This window comes from Ruegeria sp. BK1 (assembly GCF_056535645.1).
In genome coordinates this window covers 2,665,594-2,685,000 of the sequence record NZ_JBQFIS010000001.1, presented here as the reverse complement: position 1 = coordinate 2,685,000, position 19,407 = coordinate 2,665,594, and the positions used below count along the sequence as shown (strand labels likewise).

Sequence of the window (19,407 nt, the reverse complement as noted above, 5' to 3'; positions counted from 1 at the left end):
AGGTGTAGTTCAATCTTATCGGATTGATTGGGCTGCTGAGTGGTTCCTGGAAATAGCCCTCCATCAGACCGTACCCTAAACCGACACAGGTGGACTGGTAGAGCATACCAAGGCGCTTGAGAGAACGATGTTGAAGGAACTCGGCAAAATACCTCCGTAAGTTCGCGAGAAGGAGGCCCGGTTCCTAGGCAACTAGGGGCTGGGGGCACAAACCAGGGGGTGGCGACTGTTTATTAAAAACACAGGGCTCTGCGAAGTCGCAAGACGACGTATAGGGTCTGACGCCTGCCCGGTGCCTGAAGGTTAAAAGGAGAGGTGAGAGCCTTGAATTGAAGCCCAGGTAAACGGCGGCCGTAACTATAACGGTCCTAAGGTAGCGAAATTCCTTGTCGGGTAAGTTCCGACCTGCACGAATGGCGTAACGACTTCCCCGCTGTCTCCAACATCGACTCAGCGAAATTGAATTGCCTGTCAAGATGCAGGCTTCCCGCGGTTAGACGGAAAGACCCCGTGCACCTTTACTACAGCTTCGCACTGGCATCAGGATTGTGATGTGCAGGATAGGTGGTAGGCTTTGAAGCAGGAACGCAAGTACCTGTGGAGCCTCCCTTGAGATACCACCCTTCGCACTCTTGATGTCTAACCGCGGTCCGTTATCCGGATCCGGGACCCTGCGTGGCGGGTAGTTTGACTGGGGCGGTCGCCTCCTAAAGCGTAACGGAGGCGCGCGAAGGTTGGCTCAGAGCGGTCGGAAATCGCTCGTTGAGTGCAATGGCAGAAGCCAGCCTGACTGCAAGACTGACAAGTCGAGCAGAGTCGAAAGACGGCCATAGTGATCCGGTGGTCCCGAGTGGAAGGGCCATCGCTCAACGGATAAAAGGTACGCCGGGGATAACAGGCTGATACTGCCCAAGAGTCCATATCGACGGCAGTGTTTGGCACCTCGATGTCGGCTCATCTCATCCTGGGGCTGGAGCAGGTCCCAAGGGTACGGCTGTTCGCCGTTTAAAGAGGTACGTGAGCTGGGTTTAGAACGTCGTGAGACAGTTCGGTCCCTATCTGCCGTGGGTGTAGGAGACTTGAGAGGAGTTGCCCCTAGTACGAGAGGACCGGGGTGAACGATCCACTGGTGGACCAGTTGTCGTGCCAACGGCAGTGCTGGGTAGCTATGATCGGACAGGATAACCGCTGAAGGCATCTAAGCGGGAAGCCCCCCTCAAAACAAGGTCTCCCTGAGGGCCGTGGAAGACCACCACGTCAATAGGCCGGAGATGTAAGCGCAGTAATGCGTTCAGTTGACCGGTACTAATCGCCCGATAGGCTTGATTTGATCCAGTAATGGAAAGACAAGACCAAAGCATACACCAATCTTGACAAAGGACAGCGTCGCAGCGCCAAGCCGCGATGTTGGTTGATTAAATAACCGTGCGGGAACGCGCCTTTTGTAAACAAAAGACGCTGCCTCCCGCATGGTCGCTTTCTTGCACAGCAAGAAAGTCGACCGAGGGCTTTTCCTCGGTTTGGTGGTCATAGCGCAAGTGAAACACCCGGTCCCATCCCGAACCCGGAAGTTAAGCACTGCCGCGCCAATGGTACTTGGGCTTAAGCCCCGGGAGAGTAGGTCACCGCCAAACCTAGAAAAAGCCCAATTCTCTCTAACACGATGAAAACAAATCTGACTCTGACGCGGGATGGAGCAGCCCGGTAGCTCGTCAGGCTCATAACCTGAAGGTCGCAGGTTCAAATCCTGCTCCCGCAACCAGCGTCAGAAATCCCCTACACAGCCCGGTCAGACTAAAATTGATCCCCCGGATCAAGTGCTTAACGTCGCCACCGCGTCAGGCTCAAAACCTCAAAGCAAGTGCGCCAAAGCATACTCCAGAAACCAACACGGTTAACAAAATGCCGAACATGCCGCCTCACGGCGACTTTAGTTCATTCTGGGCCAACCCAATCATCGCTGCCACGGCACCCTGGAGTTCGATCTGAACGCCGTCCCTCTCATGCAGGACCGTGACCCGTTCGATAAGGACCCGGATGATATCCAAAGCTCCTGTGAGGATCGACGGGTCCGATAACGCATGTGCAAGACTAGCAACATTGGAGCGATAGAGCTCGGACAGGTTCGGGTGTAGTCGCACCGGTGAAAACGCAGGCTCGGAGAGCGGCGCGTTCACATCACCCCCGCGGGAAGAGCCATAGACAGACTTAACGGACTGGGCCAGTGGTCGCGAGGACAAAAAAAGAGAATTTGACCACCCTGATGGGTCACTTGAGATCGCGGTTACGCGGTGCCTCTGACGGGACGGTCATTATCGATGTTGAAGATCATTCCGTCCAATAGTTCCTCCAGATCGGGGCGTGCTGCCGGACCGTTTGAGATGTCTACAAGCATCAAACTGCCATCTGGTCGGATTGCGAATGTCCCAGGCTCGGCAAACATATCCGAGGTTTCCGCCTCGGACAGGGGTTCAGAGACATACAGGCCCAGATCGCGCATTTGCGGGACTGTAAGCCCATAACATAGATCGAAATTCCATCCGAACTCATCGCGGTCTGCCAAAGCCTTGTCCAGAGAATCGGCCGAGACCACAATGACATTCATCCGATCGGTCCAATCGGCCAGCCGTGCATTTAACTTGTTCAAATAGCGTTTGCAGCGAGGACAATGCCGACCGCGATAGACAAACAACATTGTCCAACGATCGGTTGCTGTGCCAATCGCCCGTGTACCGCCATCCACATGCGCAAAACTGGTCGGAGTAACCTGTTTGCCAACATTTGGTTTTGTCATTTTATTTTCCCCCTCACATTTTGCGCCTTGTCAGATTCACCCCAGCGAAAACGGTGGCCTTCCTGCCCGGTTTTAGGCGCCTTCAAACAGGATTTCCTTCTTTCTGTCGGCATCCTGCTGGCATAAGGCAAAATCGTCTTCATGCAGAAACCCCTGTGGAGCGGGCGCAATTTCGAAATGTCCGAATTCATCCTGGCCTGAAACCAGCGCGACCAGAGTACGCGCGCCATTCTTTTGTTTCATCGACGGTTTGATGAACCGAAGGGCGGCGCCGATCCGGCGATCATTGGTTTGGTTGGGGCCCGAAGCGTGAAACAGATGGCCGTGGTGGATCGAGGCCTGACCAGCGTGCAACGCGGCGGCAACCGTGTCAGCCTCGTCGACATTCACCGCTATCTCCTGTCCGCGCGACAGCAGGTTGTTCTCATCGAAAGTGTCCACATGAGGGACGATACGGTTCTGGTGGCTGCCGGGAACAAACCGCATACAGCCGCTTTGCTCGGACGCCTCTGAGAGGGCCACCCAACATGTGACTTCCTGCGCATCGTCCAAACCCCAATATGTCAGGTCCTGATGCCACGAGACAATTTTGGGCGACCGCGCTTCTTTAACGAATAGGGCGCCGCTCCAGACCATGAGATCGGGGCCCAGAACAGGCGAGACTGCAGCAATCACATTAGGATGGCGCAATAACGCATCAAAAGAGGGTATCAGCCGATCGGGATAGGAATACAGCAGTTTCAGTCGCTGGCTGTCGCCCGAAACTGCGTCTTCGGCCCTTTCGAAGTCGTCGCGCAACCTTTGCGCTTCGCTTGGGGTCAGAATATCCAGCGGCGAAACATATCCGTTCTTTTCATAGTCACCGCGTATGTCGAGAGTTTCGTTTCGCATTGTCATCCTGTTCTGTCTCGGATCACTTGACCAAATATCATTCCTTCAACCAAGTAAATTTGTCCAAAGCGGGTTCCCGCAGGCCGCATTTGCATGGCGTATCCCAAGACACCGGTCGCATTCAGACGGCCGAAACCAGGGCGATCCCAACCACCGCCAGCAACGAGGCCGCCATTGCCAGGTTTATCCGACGGTGCCACGTCTCGCTGATATCCAAACTGCCAAGTTTCGCCCCGGCGCTGAGCCAGATCAGGTGCACGGGCACCCAGATCAGGTTGAATAGGATGATCTTGATCACTGCCTCCCAGATCGGGGCGTCGGGCAAAAAGGCGAACCCGGAAAACAGCGCAGTGCTGACGACATAGGCTTTAGGGTTGATGAATTGCAGCGTCAGCCCGTTCAGAAACCCAAGCGGCGTCGCAGCAGGCGCAAATCCCACACGCGACCCGGCACTTGCGATGCGCCATGCCAGAAACACCAGATAGCTCACCGACGCGATCAGCAACACTGTCCTCAGGAAGGGCAAAGCCAAGGCCACAGCGGCAACGCCCGAGATCACCAGCAGCATGTTGATGAACCCGCCCAGCATCAACCCGGCGACAAACGCAAAGCCAGCGCGAAACCCAAAGGCCGAACCGATCCCCGCCGTTGTCAGCACGCCGGGACCAGGTGTGATCAGCAGGAAAAAGACCGCAACGATGAACTCGATCATGCGCCGGCGTGGCCTGCTAGAAGTTCTGGCATTCCGGCACCGGGGTCAAAACCGATCCGTCTTGCAGATGTTGCAGCAGGTTATCGACGGTCAGGTCGCCCATGGCGGCGCGGGTTTCAACCGTCGCGCTTCCGGCGTGTGGCAGCAATACGACATTCGGCAGATCGCGTAGCGCTTGCGGCACGTGTGGCTCTTTTTCGAACACGTCCAATCCGGCCCAGCCCAGATCGCCCTGTTGCAGCGCCTCGATAAGGGCCGTTTCGTCCACAACCGAGCCTCGGCTGACGTTAATCAGCGTGCCTGCCGGGCCCAAGGCTTTCAGCACCTCGGCATTGACCAACTTGTTCGTCGCGGGCCCACCCGGCGTGATGCAGATCAAAACGTCCACATGCGCGGCCATATCCACCAAGGAGCCGAAATACTGATAAGGTACATCCTTTTGGCTGCGTGAATGGTAAGAGATTTCGGGCGACCAAGGGGCCAGCTTGTCCGCAATCGCCTGACCGATGCGGCCCAGGCCCAGAATACCGATCTTTTGACGATCAGCCGAACGGGTCAGGGGCGCGTTGCCTTCAGCCTCCCACCGACCAGACCGGACATAGGCATCGTCGCGCACAAGCTCGCGGTAGCAGGACAGCATCAGCAGAACGGCGGTTGTGGCGACCTCGTCATTCAGCACATTGGGGGTGTGGGTTACGACAATACCCAGCTGCGCGGCAGCCTTGGCATCAACCGCGTCATAGCCGACGCCATAGACGCTGATCGCCTTGAGGCTTGGCAAAGACCTCATCAGATCGGTCGGGATACCGGCATGCCCGTTTGTGATGACATGGGTGATGTCTGCGGCCTCGTATTGATCCAACTGATGAATTTTGAAGGCCGGAGACAGGCGGGATTGCATCCGCTCGGTGATATTTCCGATTTGCAGGAGGTCGGGCATCGTGGCGCACCTTTTTATTTGTGAATGGGCGGGGTTTGCGCCCCGCCGAGAGGTGTCAGTGATTATCGCGCGGGGTGAATTTGCGGGCGATGTCGCGGTAGTTTTCAGCCCCTTTCAGGATCATCCCGCGATCCAGCTGATCCACCTTTTCGCGGAAGATTTCCTGCCACGGTGACTGGTGAGGTGGCATTTCATAGCCGCCATTGGTTTCCAATGCGCGGGCGCGCTCGTTCAATTCGTCCAGCGGCACCAGCATGTCGGCCGTGCCCTTGCCCAAGTCAATGCGCAGACGATCACCGTTCTGGACCAGAGCCAAGCCGCCACCAGCCGCCGCCTCGGGCGCCGCATTCAGGATCGAGGGGCTGCCCGAAGTGCCCGACTGCCGCCCGTCGCCGATGCAGGGAAGCGCTTCGATACCCTGTTTCAACAGGTAGGACGGCGGTCGCATATTCACCACCTCGGCCGCGCCCGGATATCCCTTGGGGCCAGCCCCGCGCATGATCAGGATACAATTGGCGTCGATATTCTCGGATGGGTCGTCAATGCGGTGGTGGAAATCCTCGGGGCCATCAAAGACGACCGCGCGCCCTTCGAATGCGTTGGGGTCCTCGGGGTTTGACAGATAGGCTTTGTGAAAGGCGGGCGAAATGACCGAGGTCTTCATGATCGCACTCTCGAACAAATTGCCCGACAGATTGATGAACCCGGCCTGTTCCTTGATCGGAGCGCTGACCGGCTTGATGACGTCATCGTTCAACGACCGGCGCGCCGCGCAGTTTTCGCCCATCGTCTTGCCATTGGCCGTCACCGCATTGGGATGCGGCAGCATGTCGGCGGCGATCAATTCACCAATGACGGCGGGAACACCGCCCGCATGTTGGTAATCTTCGCCCAGATACTCACCTGCTGGCTGAAGGTTGACCAGCAGCGGCACGTCATGGCCCAAATTTTGCCAGTCGTCATTGTCCAGCGGCACACCCAGATGGCGGGCAACCGCGTTCAGGTGGATCGGAGCGTTGGTCGAGCCGCCAATGGCCGAGTTCACGACGATGGCGTTTTCAAAGGCTTCGCGGGTCATGACATCGCTGGGGCGCAGATCCTCCCATACCATTTCGACGATCCGACGCCCGGTTTCATAGCTGATCTGGCCACGTTCACGATAAGGGGCCGGGATGGCTGCTGATCCTGGCAATTGCATCCCCAGCGCCTCGGCCAGAGAATTCATCGTTGTCGCAGTGCCCATGGTGTTGCAATAGCCAACGGACGGGGCGGCAGCGGCGGCGATATCCATGAACTCATCGGTGTCGATATTGCCCGCCGCCAAGTCTTCGCGCGCGGACCAGATCACGGTGCCGGATCCGGCGCGCTTGCCCTTCCACCAACCGTTCAGCATTGGGCCGACCGACAGTGCAATCGCGGGGATGTTTACCGTCGCCGCCGCCATCAGCAGCGCCGGAGTGGTCTTGTCACAGCCGATATTCAGAACCACACCATCCAACGGATACCCATAGAGGCTCTCCACCAGCGACAGATAGGCCAGGTTACGATCCAGCGATGCTGTGGGCCGCTTGCCCGTCTCTTGAATCGGGTGAACAGGGATTTCGATACAGGTGCCGCCGGCCGCAATGATGCCGTCGCGGACACGTTTGGACAGCTCGATATGGTGCCGGTTGCAAGGGCTCAGGTCGCTACCGGTCTGGGCGATCCCGATGATAGGCTTGCCGGATTGAAGCTCTTCCCGCGTTAGGCCGTAATTCAGGTACCGCTCAAGATACAGCGCTGTCATCTCGAGGTTTTCGGAGTTCATAAACCATTTGCGCGATCGCAGGTCTTCTTTGTTTATCTTTTTTGTCATCGGCCGAATTCCCTGTCCTTTTGATCGGTTTGGTTTGTGGTCATCGCGATTTCTCCGCGCAAAATACCGCAAACCGAATTGCGTGCCCGGTGCCAGCGCTTTCGCAGCTAGGCACTATCGGGTTGGTTTGATTTGAACCCTTTCGAAACTTTCCATGATTTCGAGATTATGAAGACGAATCGAAAATGGATTTTCAATCTTAATAGTGCCAAAAAGACCTCAAAGTAAGAATTATTAGCGCTATCATTTGCCGCGCCGGGAAATGTGACAATAGAGCGCCGGGCAGGCGCTCCAAAAGGAACTGGCGAATGAAGCAAGGATCAATCGCGGCCCAGCTTGGGGTCAGGGTGCTGGGCTCTATTCGTCAGACAATCTGGAACAGCTGACCGGAATGGTACGGCCCTTGGAGGAAAACTAATTGTTTTTGGTAGATTCGGCGGCCCAGACCGTCACCGGGAAAAGTGCAAAAATCGCCACGTGCTCTGATCACCGTGCGGCTGTTTTGACAACTTGATTGAAGAAAAGGATGAAGCCGCATTGGATCACGTGGCTTTGTCTAAGAAACTAAAGCAACGGAACGGGGGCGTATCACGTGAAAAAGATACTGATCATAGGTGGCGGCGGAATGTTGGGCCAGAAACTGGCGCAGCGCATCCGGACCGAGCAGGTTTTTGGTTCTGACGTCGAACTTACGCTGTTCGATCAATCCTTTCCGCCCAACGGGGTCGTTGGCACGCAGATAGCAGGCGATATTGCTGCGATGGGCACAGCACAGGATTTGGCGGCCCGTCGGCCTGATTTGGTGTTTCACCTCGCAGCTATTGTGTCAGGTCAGGCGGAAACGGATTTCGCCTTGGGTTGGGATGTCAATCTGATGGCCACATGGGCGCTACTGAACGCTCTGAAAGTTGAACATGACGCATCTGAAGGGGAATACCGGCCCAGGTTTGTATTTGCCTCTTCCATCGCCGTATTTGGGGCGCCCTTCCCGGACAAGATCGACGACGAATTCCTGTCGGCACCTTTGACCAGCTATGGCGCGCAGAAAGCGGCGTCCGAGTTGTTGATTACGGATTTCAGCCGCAAAGGTTATATCGACGGCCTGTCGCTGCGCCTGCCGACCCTGTGCGTGCGCCCCGGCAAGGCCAATGCTGCGGCCTCATCGTTCTTCTCGGGCATTATCCGTGAGCCGCTGAACGGTGCCGAGGCGATCCTGCCGGTCGCCGATACCGTTCGCCACTGGCACGCCAGCCCTCGGTCAGCGGCCCAGTTCCTGACCCATGCTGCCGATCTGGAAATCCGACTTTTGCAGGGCCGCCATGCGCTGAATATGCCCGGCATCAGTTGCACGGTCGCCGAACAGATCGAGGCGCTGCGCAATGTGGCAGGGCAGGAGGCCGTGGACAGGATCAAACACGTGCCGGACCCGGCCATCGAAGCCATTGTCAAGAACTGGCCACGCGATTTTCAAACCGACCGCGCGCTGAATCTTGGTTTCAGGGCCGAATCCAGTTTTGAAGAGATCATCCGAATTTATCTGGAAGATGACCTGAATTTCTAAGCGTCCAGCGTTTCGCCGGTCAGGTGCCGTTTCAGGTGGTCGTGTATTTTCTGTTGGGTCAGCTTCGGGTCGCCTGAAAGCGCAGCCTCAAGAATATTGGCGTGATGTTCGATATTCATCGAAATGAATTCGAACCGGCGATCCGCGACCATCAATTGTTGCCGGAATTGCGCATAGACGCGTCCATGCATTTGTTTCAGCGTCTCTGATCCGCAGGCTGAAATCAGAGTTTCATGAAACTCTTTCTCGGCGGCGAACCAGATATCGATCAGGTCACTCGGATCGTCCTTGTCGCGGATGCGCCTTTCGATGTGACTTAGTTTGTGATGAGCTGCGGTTAGGCGTGCCTCCCAATCGACGCCGCCGTTTTGGATCGACAATGCGGTTCCCTCTGCTTCCAGCAGAATGCGGACATGGGTCAGTTCGATCAACTTCTGGGGCGCGCGTTGCGGCACGCGGAACCCGCGTTGTTCCTGAAAATCTGCAAGGCCCACAGCAGCAAGCCGGAACAGGGCTTCACGGACCGAACTGGCTGAGCACTTGTATTCTTTTCGCAAGTCTTCCGCCCGAAGCTTGGCCCCGTGTTCGAATCCGTTCGAGATCAGCCGCACCTTAAGATCTTGATAAATATCGACTTCAGCGGTCATCGAAAGAGTTGTCCTGAACGTTACCCTTCGCTCTTCCTATCCCTAATTTCGTTTTTGGGCAATAATCTCGAAATTACGCTCAATTTCACATTTTACTTGTCGCATGCGATTCGGCGTCCTAACGTCAGGCAGCGTCGTTCAAGAGAGGGCTTAGAAACCTTCAGCACGCCACGCTCAACGTCTGGGAGGACAATATGAAATTATTGACGACCGCGGCCGCTGTGGCCGTAGCCACGACCATGGCCGCGACATTCGCCGCTGCCGAAACCACAAAACTGCGCATTCAAACCCATTTCTCGCCGGAACAGCTGTCGGGCAAGATGGCGGCCAAGTTCATCGAGGACATCACCGAAATGTCCAACGGTGAGATCGAGGTCGAGATGTTCTATTCCTCGTCCGTCGTCAAATCGGTCGAGACATTCGACGCCGCCGCAACGGGCATTCTGGATTGCGATATGACGGGTGGCGGCTATCAGACCGGTAAGAACCCCGCATTCCAATTCGCAGGCGATCTGCTGGGTGGCTATCAGAACCCCTATCAGCAGATGGCATGGCTGCTGCATGGCGGTGGCCGCGATGCGCTGAACGAGCTGTATAACGGCTATGACATGGAATTCGTCGGCTGGTGGATTCCGGGACCGGAATCGCTGTCCTCGACCAAACCGATCGCAACGGTCGAAGACTTCAAGGATTGGAAATTCCGTTCGCCTCCGGGTCTGGCCACGAAAGTGTTCGCCGAGCTGGGTGCCTCGCCCATCGTGATGGACTTTAACGAGATCTTCACGGCGCTGGAAACCGGCATCATCGACGGTGCCGACGCGGCGAACCTGACCAACAACGTGGGTCTGGGTCTGTATGAGATCGCGGGTCACACCAACTTCCCGGGCTTCCACTCGATGCCAGCGGATCACCTGGCCTGCCGCAAGGATGTCTGGGAATCCATGCCCGCGCATCATCGCAAGATCATCGAGGTCGCGATGGACAGCCTGGCCCTGCACAACGCCACGATCAACGAGGTGCAGAACGCGCAAACCGCCAAAGACCTGCGCGCCCAGGGTATCCAGCTGTATGAATGGACCCCGGAAGACCTGGCCGCTTACCGCGATGCCGTTCAGGTTGGCTGGACCGAGTTCGCCACCACGCCCGAAGCCAAGGCGCTGTTGGAAAGCCACATTGCGTTCCTGAAAGACATGGGTGCGATGAAATAATCGGCGTCATGCTGAGACGATCCTTCGGAAAGGCTGCGATCCGTGGCCTTTCCGGACCTTTCTCAGGGACGTATGTCGAATGAAAATCACCAAGATCATTAGTCACGTCCTGCGCTACGACATGCCCGAGGTTTTGGGCTATTCGCAGCAATATTACGACAAGCGCAGCGCGCATCTGGTCGAAGTTCAGACCGACGAAGGCGTTACCGGATGGGGCGAGTGTTTCGGCCCCGGTACGGTCGCTCTTGCCAACAAAACCATTGTCGAACAGGTGATCCAGCCCATGGTGCTGGGATCGGATCCGATGGACCGCGACGTGATCTGGCACAAGGTCTACAACCTTCTGCGAGATCATGGGCAGGGTGGCATGCCCCTTCAGGCCCTTTCGGGTTTGGATATCGCTCTTTGGGATATCGCTGGCAAAGTGGCGGGCCTGCCGCTGCACAAGCTGATTGGTGGGGCGCATCGCAGCTCGGTCCCCTGTTATGGCTACGGTATGATGCTGCGCGATGAACCCGTCGATGATCTGGCGCGCCGCTTTACGGACGAGGCAGCCGCGATCAAAGAGATGGGCTTTGTCGCCACCAAGATGAAAACCGGCTTTGGCCCCGAACCAGACGTCAAGCTATGTCAGGCCGTGCGGCGCGGTGTCGGCGACGATTTCCGGTTCATGGTCGATGCCAACCACGCCTATACCACGTCGGATGCGTTCTATGTGGGACGCGCTCTGGACGAGCTTGGAGCCTATTGGTTTGAAGAGCCTGTCGCGCCCGAGGATACCGACGGATACCGCGAGTTGCGCAAAGGGCTGAAAACCAACATCGCTGGGGGCGAGGCGGTGTTCAATCGGTGGTCGTGGCGCACTCTGCTGGAAAGCCGTGGCTTGGATATCGCCCAGCCCGAGGTTTGCGCCTTGGGTGGCGTATCCGAGTATCTGCGGATTCTGGCCTTGTGCCACGCCCATTTCACTCCGGTCGTCAATCACGTCTGGGGCAGCGCAATTGCCGTTTCCACAAACCTGCATCTGCTGGCGGCAATGCCTCCGATGCCGGGCGGCCTGCACCCGTGGGAGCCGATGCTGGAGTTTGACACCACGGACAACAAATTCCGGGACGATCTGCTGACCGTTCCTTTGGACATTCAGGGTCAGGTCAAAGCTAACGCAGGCCGTGTCGCGGTTCCGACCGGGCCGGGCATCGGCGTCGAGCCCGACCGCGACTTCATAGATCACTTCCGGGCCAGGACATAACGACAGGGGGCAGGAAATGCAGAAATCCACGGGCGGAATTATTGAATGGCTGATACCCTTGGCCTTTGTCGGAACGGCCAGTTGGCTGGTCTGGCACCTGCCTGCCTTTCTGCTGGATTGGCTGCCCTACACTTCGGAATCATTGAAGTCTCAGGTGCAGGAGATTTACCTGCGCGCCGACATCACGCCAAATGCCGCTGGCATCTTCGGCGGACATATCGACATTTTTGACATGCTCGCGCTGATCCTGACTCCGATACTTGCGGTGATCGGTGCCCGAACCGTGCGCCCGGCTGCAATGGAGTATGGCGGGCTCAGCGCCATCGACCGATTTGCCCTGTTCATTGGGCGCGTCACCATGATGATGATCGCCATCATGACCATTGTGATGCTTTACGAGGTCTTCCTGCGTTACATTCTGGAAAAACCCACCGAATGGGCCAACGAGATGACCCTGTGGTTCGCCAGCTTCGTCTTCCTGATGTCTGGCTACTACGGGATGCAGCAGCGCAGCCACATCCGTATTTTCCTGCTATACGACGCCGTGCCACGATGGCTGCAACGGGTGTTCGACACGATCTCGACCGTTCTGATCGTGCTTTTCGCCTTCTTCCTTGTCTATGGCAGCTACAAACAGGTCTTCGTCAACAAGTTGTATAAATGGGAGCTGTTCGGCTCGGCTTTCAACCCGCCGATCCCGGCGACCCTGCAACCAATGGTGCTGATCGTCATTACGCTGGTGGCGTTTCAGGCGGTCGTGAACCTGATCTCGGATTGGAACAAGGAACCCGAGATTCACACTGACGAACCTGATGAAGAAGAGATTGAAATGCTGAAAAAAGCAGTGGGGCAAGACTGATGGATATTGGAACAATCTCACTGATCCTGATGGTCGCACTTATCGTCTTGCTGGCCATCGGGATGCCGCTGGGTCTGGCCTCGGCCTCGCTGGCGGTTCTTGTATTGGTGCTGAAATTCGAGCCCAACCTGCTGCTCAACCCATTTTCCTTTGGCGACGGGCTGCTGACCGGCAGGCCGGGGACGGGGCCGCTCTATATTCTGGCACAGAAAATATACGGGCTCTTAACGGATTACGTGCTCATATCCGTGCCCTTGTTCATCTTCATGGCCTCTCTGCTGGAACGCTCGGGGATCGCCAAGGACATGTATTCCTCGCTCAATATCTGGTTGTCGCGGACGCGGGGCGGGATTGCCATCGTCACCTCGATCATGGCGGTGATCATGGCGGCGATGTCGGGGATTATCGGGGGTGAGGTCGTTCTGCTGGGCCTGATCGCCCTGCCGCAGATGTTGCGGCTGGGGTATAACCAGAACCTCGCCATCGGTGTGATCTGTGCGTCGGGCTCGTTGGGGACGATGATCCCGCCGTCAATCGTGTTGATCATCTATGGTCTGATCACCGAAACCTCGATCAAGTCGCTGTTCACCGCGTCCTTCATCCCCGGCTTCATGCTGGCGTCGATGATCATCCTCTACATCATCATCCGCACCCGGCTGAAACCCGATGATGCCCCCTTGCCTGAACCCGACCCGAACGACCCCGAGCCGACCGAAAAGCGCAAGCTGTTCGCCGCGTTCATGTGTATCGTCGTTGCCGGATTTTCCACCGTTCTGTTCATCCGGGCCGCGTTCTTCGAACTGTCAGGATCGAATGCCGCCAGTCAGGGTGAGCCCGCGCGGTTCGGGACGGCGGATTACCTGCCCTGGTTCGCAGGCATAACCATTGTTGTGCTGCTGCTGATCTTCTTCGTCTTCGGCAAAGAGCGCGCGCGCGTTGGCTGGCATATGGGCAAAGGGCTGGTCGCACCGATGGTTGTGATCGGCGTGGTTCTGGGTTCGATCTACGGCGGCATCACCGGTATCACCGAGGCTGCCGGAATGGGCGCGTTCGCTGTTCTGATCATCGCCATCCTGCGCGGAGAAGGCTCGTTCGAGCTGGTCTGGGACAGTCTTATGCGCACTCTGAAATCCACCGGTACGATCATCTGGGTCACGATTGGTGCCGCATCGCTGGCGGGGGCCTATACCATCGCGGGCGGACCGCAATATGTGGCTGATCTGATCGTGGGTCAGGAATTGCCACCGATGCTGGTCATTCTGGTGATGATGCTGATCCTGCTGTTCATGGGCGCGTTCATGGATTGGGTCGGGATCGTCTTGCTGATCATCCCGGTCTTCCTGCCCATCGTGCTGCGCCTGCCCATCGAAGAGATCGGCCTGATCGGCCAGCTGCAGCCAAATCACGTAGCGATCTGGTTCGGCGTGGTGTTCTGTATGAACATGCAGGTCAGCTTCCTGTCGCCGCCCTTTGGACCGGCCGCGTTCTATCTGAAATCGGTGGCCCCGCCGCATATCAGCCTGACTGATATCTTCCGCGGCTTCCTGCCCTTTATCGGCATCCAGATTCTGGCGCTTTCGGTGCTGCTGATCTGGCCCAATATCATCGCAATCCTGTTGTGAGGATCGACCCATGCTGACGCAAGAGCAAATCTCACGTTTTGAAACCGATGGCTATCTGGTCGTGCCAGACGTTATTCCGCCTGACATTCTGAACCGGGTGATCGACGAATACTCGACCCTGCTGGATGGGCTTTATGCGGACTGGTTCGCGCAAGGTCTGGTGCCCAGCCCCGAGGGTCTGGATTTCTGGGGCAAGCTGCTGGCCGCTTACGAGGCCCGGTGCGACTATTTCCAGCCCATGGATATTTCTCTGCCCGGCGACCGGATCATGGCCGATACGCCTTTTCACATCGGACCCGCCGTGTTCGAGATGATGACCGCCAAGCCGCTTTTGGACGTGGTCGAGCAACTGATCGGCTCGGAACTGACCAGCAACCCCATTCAGCACGTGCGCCTGAAACCTCCGGCGCGGAAGCTGGCAAATGATGAAATCCGCGCGCATATTACTGCAACGGACTGGCATCAGGACCGGGCTGTTGCGCTGGAGGATGCGGACCAGACCGACATGGTCACTGTTTGGATCGCGGTGAACGATGCGACGGTCGAAAACGGCTGTTTGCAAGTGCAGGCCAAAGCCCCGGATCAGGACATCCTGCCCCATTGCGCGCGCACCCAGACCGGGATCGCGGACGGGTTTGTGGATGAGACGACCGCTGTCCCCCTGCCGGTCACAGCCGGAGGCATCGTCCTGTTTCACCCTCTGACCCCGCATGCCTCGCTGGTCAACACCACGGATCAATTCCGCTGGTCCTTCGACATACGCTACAGCGCGACGGGGCAACCCACAGGGCGCGGGCATTTCCCGGATTTCGTGGCCCGGTCCCGCGTCAACCCTGACCGCGAATTGCACGACTGGCGTGTCTGTCGCTCGAACTGGGAGGCCGCCCGCGCGCGTCTGGCCACCCAGCCGCATATCGACATTCATCGGTGGGACTCGACCTCTCCGTTCTGCGCATGAGGGAAACCGGACATGACATCTGTTCTGGCAGATAACGGCTCCACGCCGTGCGCAACAGGAGCAGCGCAGTGAAACGTATCCTCGTCGTTGGCGGCGGGCTGATCGGCATTCGCCATATCCAAGCCGTTAAGCAACATCCGGGCTGTCATCTTGTGGGGCTTGCTGACCCGGACATGTCGATCCGTGTGGACGCAACCCGGTTCGCCAGTATGGATGACGTTCAGGACGATGTGGACGGCGTTATCATCGCCACCCCTACGCATCTGCACGCCGCGCATGGCATGGCGGCGGCAGCACGCGGATGGCATATGCTAATCGAAAAACCCGTTGCCGGCACCGTGGCCGAGGCGCAGGCGCTGGCCCGTGCCCTTGAACAGGCTCAGGTCCGCAGTCTGGTCGGCCACCATCGCCGCTATCACCAAGTCCTTCAACATCTTAAGGCCAAGATCGCCGAGGGCGTCATCGGGCGGGTCATCAATGTCTCGCTTTTATGGGCGATGCGAAAGCCGGACGCTTATTTCGAACAGAACTGGCGCACCTCGGGCGGCAGCCCGGTGATGATCAATCTTGTCCACGACATCGACGTTTTACGCTTTGTCATCGGCGAGATTAGCGAGATTGCCGCCTTGCGAGGCGCTTCACTGCGCGGGACGGACAGGATTGAAAGCGGCGCGGTGGCGCTTGCGTTTGAAAACGGGGCGACGGGAACCATCAGCTTCGCCGATACCGCGCCCAGCCCCTGGGGGTTTGAGGCCGGGATCGGCGAGAATCCCAATATCGGCACCACCCATCAGGACATGATGTGGATCACCGGCACAAGAGGGGCCATCAGTTTCCCGTCGCTGACTCTGTGGCAGGGCAAGGATTGGGGCACCCCGTCAGAGCGCGTGGAGTTCGACAAACCGGCCCAAAGCTGCGCGCCGCTGGACGCGCAGTTGGATCATTTTCTCGACGTGATGGACGGGGTCGCTCCGCTGATCGATGTGGCCGACGCCGCGCGTACCCTTGCGGTCGCCACCCGGATTGAAGAGGCGTTGGCGAAACAGAGTGCGGGCTTGCCGGTGCAGGCCTGAACACGCGCTCGCAAAGGATGGGCGCAGAGACACTTAAGACGAATTGATGGAAAGGAATTCGCATGAGCAAACCTTCTGTTGGATTTATTGGCCTCGGGCTGATGGGCGGGGCCATGGTCAACCGGTTGCTGGACATGGGCTATGCGGTCACGGTTCTGGGCAACCGCGATCGCACCCATCTGGATGCTGCGATCGCCCGCGGCGCGGTTGAGGCACAAAACGCAAAAGATCTGGCCGCTGCCAGTGACATCGTGATGCTGTGCATGGGCACTTCGGATCAGGTCGAGGCGCGGATGCGCGGGGAAAACGGCGTGATTGCGGGTTTGAAGCCCGGCGGCATTGTGGTGGACTTTGGCACCTCGCTGCCCGGCAGCACGCGGACCCTCGCGGATGAGGTCTCTGCCGCCGGGAGCAGCTATCTGGACGCACCGCTGGGGCGCACGCCCTCACACGCGCTGGAGGGCAAGCTGAACATCATGGCCTCGGGGGATCAGGCCGCTTTCGACACCGCAAAACCTGTGCTCGAAGATCTGGGTGAGAACGTGTTCCACCTTGGAGCCGTCGGCTCGGGGCACACGATCAAGCTGATCAACAACTTCTTCGGCATGACCGTGGCCAATGCCATGGCCGAGGCTTTCGCCATGGCCGATGTGGCTGGGGTGGATCGCAAGCAGTTGTACGATGTGATGGCTGCGGGGCCACTGCATTCGGGGATGATGGATTTCGTCACCGCCTACGGCGTTAATCAGGACCCGAATCAACTGGCCTTTGCGATCAAGAACGCTGCTAAGGATATCGGGTATTACGACCAAATGGCGCGCGATGCGGGTGTCAGTAGTGTGATGTCACAGGGCACCTTGGCCGCGTTGAACGATGCGCGCGACACTGGTCAGGCGGACGATATGGTCAGCCAGATGGTCGACTATTACGTCAACCGGTTCAAACCCTAGGCGATGGCCGTCGCCGCCCGATCGACCGCAGATTTGCCGCGTCTGGGCATCGTGTTGATGCTTCTGGCGTGGCTGCTGTTTTCCTTTGTCGATTTGGGGGCGAAATGGCTGGCCGTCGCCGGATTTCCGGCCTTTCAACTGGCGTTTATGCGCTATGCGGGCCATTTTGTGATCTCGCTGGGTGTCATCGCAAAGGGGGGCTTCCAGCCCAGCCGGTTTCATACCGATCATCCGTGGCAACTGATCAGCCGGGCTCTGCTGCTGATTTCGGCCACGGTGTTCAACTTCTACGCCCTTCGGTTCCTGCCGCTGACAGCGGTGTCTGCGATCATGTTCTCAAGCCCGGTGATCGTGTGTTTCCTGTCGGTCTTTGTCCTGAAGGAAACCGTGGGGCCGTGGCGGTGGTTTGCCATCCTTCTGGGCTTTGTTGGCGTCCTGGTGATCGTCCGCCCCTTTGGCGCGGTGTTCCACCCCACCATGTTACTGATCGTCTATAACGCGACGGCACTGGCGCTGTATTCGATCATGACCCGACGGCTGTCCGGGGTCGTGTCGGTTGATACGATGCAGTTCTATCTGGGCCTCACCGGAACAGTTGTCCTGTTGCCTTTTGCGGTGTGGTTCTGGATCCAGCCCGAAAACCTGTGGAGCATGATCGTGCTGATCGGACTGGGCGTCTTCGGATGGGGCGGCCACCAATTGCTGACAAACGCGCATCGCTTTGGCACCGCCAACCAGTTAATGCCCTTTACCTATTCCTTCCTGATCTACATGGCGATCTGGGGTTATCTGTTCTTCAATACCGTGCCGGACGCCAGCACGCTGACTGGGGCTGCGCTGATCATGGGCGCCGGGCTGATCATCTGGAAACGGGAGAAGCGATAGCGGCCCTTATCCCCGCACCGCAGCCAACACATCTTGCGCTCCTATGATCTGCAACAGCGCTTTGTCCGGCTCATCCTGCTGGGTCGCCCGCGCGATGTCTGCTGCCAAGGGATCGTTCAACGCGCGTCCTTTGGCGGTCTCTGACACACAATAGGCAATCCACGCCCGCACCCCTTCGGCCACCGCTTCTGATCCGGTCTCGCGCAGGGTGGGGATGAACCTGTAAGGCAGTTTCTGGCTGCCATCCATCGCGATCTGATCCAGTCGGTGGGCGAGTTCGGGGTTCTCGAACCGGGCAATCAAGGCGGCGGCATAGTTTGGGACCTGATCCTGTACCTCGTCTGGCAGCGTTCTTCCGGCATCGGCCATCAAATCCTGTACAAGCGGACGCAGAACAGGGTCGCGGATCGCCTCATGCACATAGGTTAGCTCACGTCCCAACCCCGCGTAGGCCAGCAGCGAATGCGCACCGTTCAGCATTCGCAATTTGCGCAATTCGTGCGGAGCGACGTCCTTGACGAATTGCACGCCCGGCCAGTCGGGGCGCGGGCCTGCGAAGTTGTCTTCGATCACCCATTCCGAGAACGCTTCGGTCGGGACGGCCATGGGATCGCCGCTGATGGCGCGCACCGCATCCGTGGTCGCCGGAGTGATCCGGTCAACCATCGCGTTTGGAAAGCTCAGCCTGTCCCAGTTCAGATCCAGCCCTGCGGCCGCGGCGAAATCAGCAACGGCCGTTTTCAGGGCGTCGCCGTTGCCCACCCGATTGTCACAACTCAGCACCGATACCGGGCTATTGCGCCCCGCAAGCCCGAAGGCCAGAAATCCGATCAGGGTCGACGGGCCTTGCCCTGTAAGATCAGAGGCGATGGCCGGATCGTCCAACTGCAACCGACCTGCGCTGTCCAGATGATAGCCCTTCTCGGTCACTGTGGCCGAGATGATATCTGCCTCAGCCATGGCCTGGAAAATCGCGTCTCGGTCATCGGGTAGGGTCAGAACATCGCGCAGAACCCGGATGCGCCGGACACCTTGACCCTGCACGCACAGGTCATAGTCAAACCCTTGCTGCGCCAACCCGTCCCGGATCGCTGTAGACCGCAAGCTGACTCCGACCAAATCCCAGCCCTGCGCCTGATCGGTGTAGTCCAGCAAATGCGCACGAGCGAAGTTGCCGAGGCCGAAATGCAGTATCAGCCCCAT

At 58.0% G+C, this 19,407-nt stretch carries 17 protein-coding genes, 1 tRNA gene and 2 rRNA genes (1 of these 20 only partly in view); 12 read left to right on the top strand and 8 right to left on the bottom strand.

Going from position 1 to position 19,407, the window contains the following annotated elements; translation table 11 throughout:
• From ACR3E7_RS13395 to ACR3E7_RS13385, 3 genes are all read left to right on the top strand, one after another.
• A 23S ribosomal RNA gene (locus ACR3E7_RS13395) occupies positions 1–1,330 on the top strand; it begins 1,497 nt to the left of the window's first position.
• A gap of 189 nt (positions 1,331–1,519) precedes the next feature.
• Positions 1,520–1,634 (top strand): 5S ribosomal RNA (rrf, locus tag ACR3E7_RS13390).
• Positions 1,635–1,685: 51 nt separating this feature from the next.
• Positions 1,686–1,762, top strand: a tRNA-Met gene (locus tag ACR3E7_RS13385).
• A gap of 157 nt (positions 1,763–1,919) precedes the next feature.
• Here ACR3E7_RS13385 and ACR3E7_RS13380 read toward each other — a convergent pair.
• From ACR3E7_RS13380 to ACR3E7_RS13355, 6 genes are all read right to left on the bottom strand, one after another.
• On the bottom strand, positions 1,920–2,177 hold the full coding sequence (locus tag ACR3E7_RS13380; RefSeq protein WP_480503605.1) for a hypothetical protein: 258 nt from the start codon (positions 2,175–2,177) through the stop codon (positions 1,920–1,922).
• 107 nt (positions 2,178–2,284) lie between these two features.
• Positions 2,285–2,794, bottom strand: a complete 510-nt coding sequence (locus ACR3E7_RS13375) for a redoxin domain-containing protein (RefSeq protein ID WP_480503604.1) — start codon at positions 2,792–2,794, stop codon at positions 2,285–2,287.
• 72 nt (positions 2,795–2,866) lie between these two features.
• Positions 2,867–3,685, bottom strand: a complete 819-nt coding sequence (locus ACR3E7_RS13370) for a phytanoyl-CoA dioxygenase family protein (protein WP_480503603.1) — start codon at positions 3,683–3,685, stop codon at positions 2,867–2,869.
• A 121-nt stretch (positions 3,686–3,806) separates the two neighbouring features.
• Positions 3,807–4,397 carry a LysE family translocator gene (locus ACR3E7_RS13365; RefSeq protein WP_480503602.1) on the bottom strand — a complete coding sequence of 197 codons (591 nt, stop codon included), beginning with the start codon at positions 4,395–4,397 and terminating at the stop codon, positions 3,807–3,809.
• Between the two features lie 16 nt (positions 4,398–4,413).
• Complete coding sequence (locus ACR3E7_RS13360) at positions 4,414–5,337, bottom strand: 2-hydroxyacid dehydrogenase (RefSeq protein WP_480503601.1); 924 nt, start codon at positions 5,335–5,337, stop codon at positions 4,414–4,416.
• 55 nt (positions 5,338–5,392) lie between these two features.
• The gene (locus ACR3E7_RS13355) at positions 5,393–7,192 is read right to left on the bottom strand and encodes an IlvD/Edd family dehydratase (protein WP_480503600.1); all 1,800 of its coding nucleotides are present in this window, start codon (positions 7,190–7,192) and stop codon (positions 5,393–5,395) included.
• A 592-nt stretch (positions 7,193–7,784) separates the two neighbouring features.
• Between ACR3E7_RS13355 and denD the strand changes: the two genes are divergently transcribed.
• Positions 7,785–8,753, top strand: coding sequence for a D-erythronate dehydrogenase (denD, locus tag ACR3E7_RS13350; RefSeq protein ID WP_170791526.1), 969 nt, complete (start codon positions 7,785–7,787; stop codon positions 8,751–8,753).
• Here denD and ACR3E7_RS13345 read toward each other — a convergent pair.
• Positions 8,750–9,400 carry a GntR family transcriptional regulator gene (locus ACR3E7_RS13345; protein WP_170770816.1) on the bottom strand — a complete coding sequence of 217 codons (651 nt, stop codon included), beginning with the start codon at positions 9,398–9,400 and terminating at the stop codon, positions 8,750–8,752. The two genes, denD and ACR3E7_RS13345, sit on opposite strands and share 4 nt — an antisense overlap.
• 194 nt (positions 9,401–9,594) lie before the next feature.
• Here ACR3E7_RS13345 and ACR3E7_RS13340 point away from each other — a divergent pair, with 194 nt between their 5' ends.
• From ACR3E7_RS13340 to ACR3E7_RS13305, 8 genes are all read left to right on the top strand, one after another.
• A complete protein-coding gene (locus ACR3E7_RS13340) occupies positions 9,595–10,608 on the top strand; it encodes a TRAP transporter substrate-binding protein (RefSeq protein ID WP_170770814.1) in 1,014 nt (337 codons plus the stop codon).
• Between the two features lie 79 nt (positions 10,609–10,687).
• Positions 10,688–11,857 carry a mandelate racemase/muconate lactonizing enzyme family protein gene (locus ACR3E7_RS13335; protein ID WP_480503598.1) on the top strand — a complete coding sequence of 390 codons (1,170 nt, stop codon included), beginning with the start codon at positions 10,688–10,690 and terminating at the stop codon, positions 11,855–11,857.
• 16 nt (positions 11,858–11,873) lie between these two features.
• The gene (locus ACR3E7_RS13330) at positions 11,874–12,716 is read left to right on the top strand and encodes a TRAP transporter small permease subunit (RefSeq protein WP_237215826.1); all 843 of its coding nucleotides are present in this window, start codon (positions 11,874–11,876) and stop codon (positions 12,714–12,716) included.
• Positions 12,716–14,338, top strand: a complete 1,623-nt coding sequence (locus ACR3E7_RS13325) for a TRAP transporter large permease (protein WP_480503597.1) — start codon at positions 12,716–12,718, stop codon at positions 14,336–14,338. The genes ACR3E7_RS13330 and ACR3E7_RS13325 overlap by 1 nt, the downstream gene beginning before the upstream one ends.
• A 10-nt stretch (positions 14,339–14,348) precedes the next feature.
• Complete coding sequence (locus tag ACR3E7_RS13320) at positions 14,349–15,296, top strand: phytanoyl-CoA dioxygenase family protein (RefSeq protein ID WP_170770807.1); 948 nt, start codon at positions 14,349–14,351, stop codon at positions 15,294–15,296.
• Positions 15,297–15,364: 68 nt separating this feature from the next.
• Positions 15,365–16,369 (top strand): Gfo/Idh/MocA family protein, encoded by a 1,005-nt coding sequence (locus tag ACR3E7_RS13315; RefSeq protein ID WP_480503595.1) that lies wholly within the window; start codon positions 15,365–15,367, stop codon positions 16,367–16,369.
• Positions 16,370–16,431: 62 nt separating this feature from the next.
• Positions 16,432–17,319, top strand: a complete 888-nt coding sequence (locus ACR3E7_RS13310; protein WP_480503594.1) for an NAD(P)-dependent oxidoreductase — start codon at positions 16,432–16,434, stop codon at positions 17,317–17,319.
• A 3-nt stretch (positions 17,320–17,322) separates the two neighbouring features.
• Complete coding sequence (locus ACR3E7_RS13305; protein ID WP_480503592.1) at positions 17,323–18,204, top strand: DMT family transporter; 882 nt, start codon at positions 17,323–17,325, stop codon at positions 18,202–18,204.
• 6 nt (positions 18,205–18,210) lie between these two features.
• On the opposite strand, the gene ACR3E7_RS13300 is transcribed toward ACR3E7_RS13305, so the two are convergent.
• Positions 18,211–19,407, bottom strand: coding sequence for a mannitol dehydrogenase family protein (locus ACR3E7_RS13300; protein ID WP_480503591.1), 1,197 nt, complete (start codon positions 19,405–19,407; stop codon positions 18,211–18,213).

Bases quoted from the DNA above. Each gene is read 5' to 3' on its own strand.
- ACR3E7_RS13375 (WP_480503604.1), bottom strand. From the start codon at position 2,794: ATGACAAAACCAAATGTTGGCAAACAGGTTACTCCGACCAGTTTTGCG.
- ACR3E7_RS13370 (WP_480503603.1), bottom strand. From the start codon at position 3,685: ATGCGAAACGAAACTCTCGACATACGCGGTGACTATGAAAAGAACGGA.
- ACR3E7_RS13305 (WP_480503592.1), top strand. From the start codon at position 17,323: ATGGCCGTCGCCGCCCGATCGACCGCAGATTTGCCGCGTCTGGGCATC.
- ACR3E7_RS13300 (WP_480503591.1), bottom strand. From the start codon at position 19,407: ATGGGGCTGATACTGCATTTCGGCCTCGGCAACTTCGCTCGTGCGCAT.
- ACR3E7_RS13310 (WP_480503594.1), top strand. From the start codon at position 16,432: ATGAGCAAACCTTCTGTTGGATTTATTGGCCTCGGGCTGATGGGCGGG.
- ACR3E7_RS13355 (WP_480503600.1), bottom strand. From the start codon at position 7,192: ATGACAAAAAAGATAAACAAAGAAGACCTGCGATCGCGCAAATGGTTT.
- ACR3E7_RS13345 (WP_170770816.1), bottom strand. From the start codon at position 9,400: ATGACCGCTGAAGTCGATATTTATCAAGATCTTAAGGTGCGGCTGATC.
- ACR3E7_RS13325 (WP_480503597.1), top strand. From the start codon at position 12,716: ATGGATATTGGAACAATCTCACTGATCCTGATGGTCGCACTTATCGTC.
- ACR3E7_RS13335 (WP_480503598.1), top strand. From the start codon at position 10,688: ATGAAAATCACCAAGATCATTAGTCACGTCCTGCGCTACGACATGCCC.
- ACR3E7_RS13320 (WP_170770807.1), top strand. From the start codon at position 14,349: ATGCTGACGCAAGAGCAAATCTCACGTTTTGAAACCGATGGCTATCTG.
- ACR3E7_RS13340 (WP_170770814.1), top strand. From the start codon at position 9,595: ATGAAATTATTGACGACCGCGGCCGCTGTGGCCGTAGCCACGACCATG.
- ACR3E7_RS13360 (WP_480503601.1), bottom strand. From the start codon at position 5,337: ATGCCCGACCTCCTGCAAATCGGAAATATCACCGAGCGGATGCAATCC.
- ACR3E7_RS13365 (WP_480503602.1), bottom strand. From the start codon at position 4,397: ATGATCGAGTTCATCGTTGCGGTCTTTTTCCTGCTGATCACACCTGGT.
- ACR3E7_RS13330 (WP_237215826.1), top strand. From the start codon at position 11,874: ATGCAGAAATCCACGGGCGGAATTATTGAATGGCTGATACCCTTGGCC.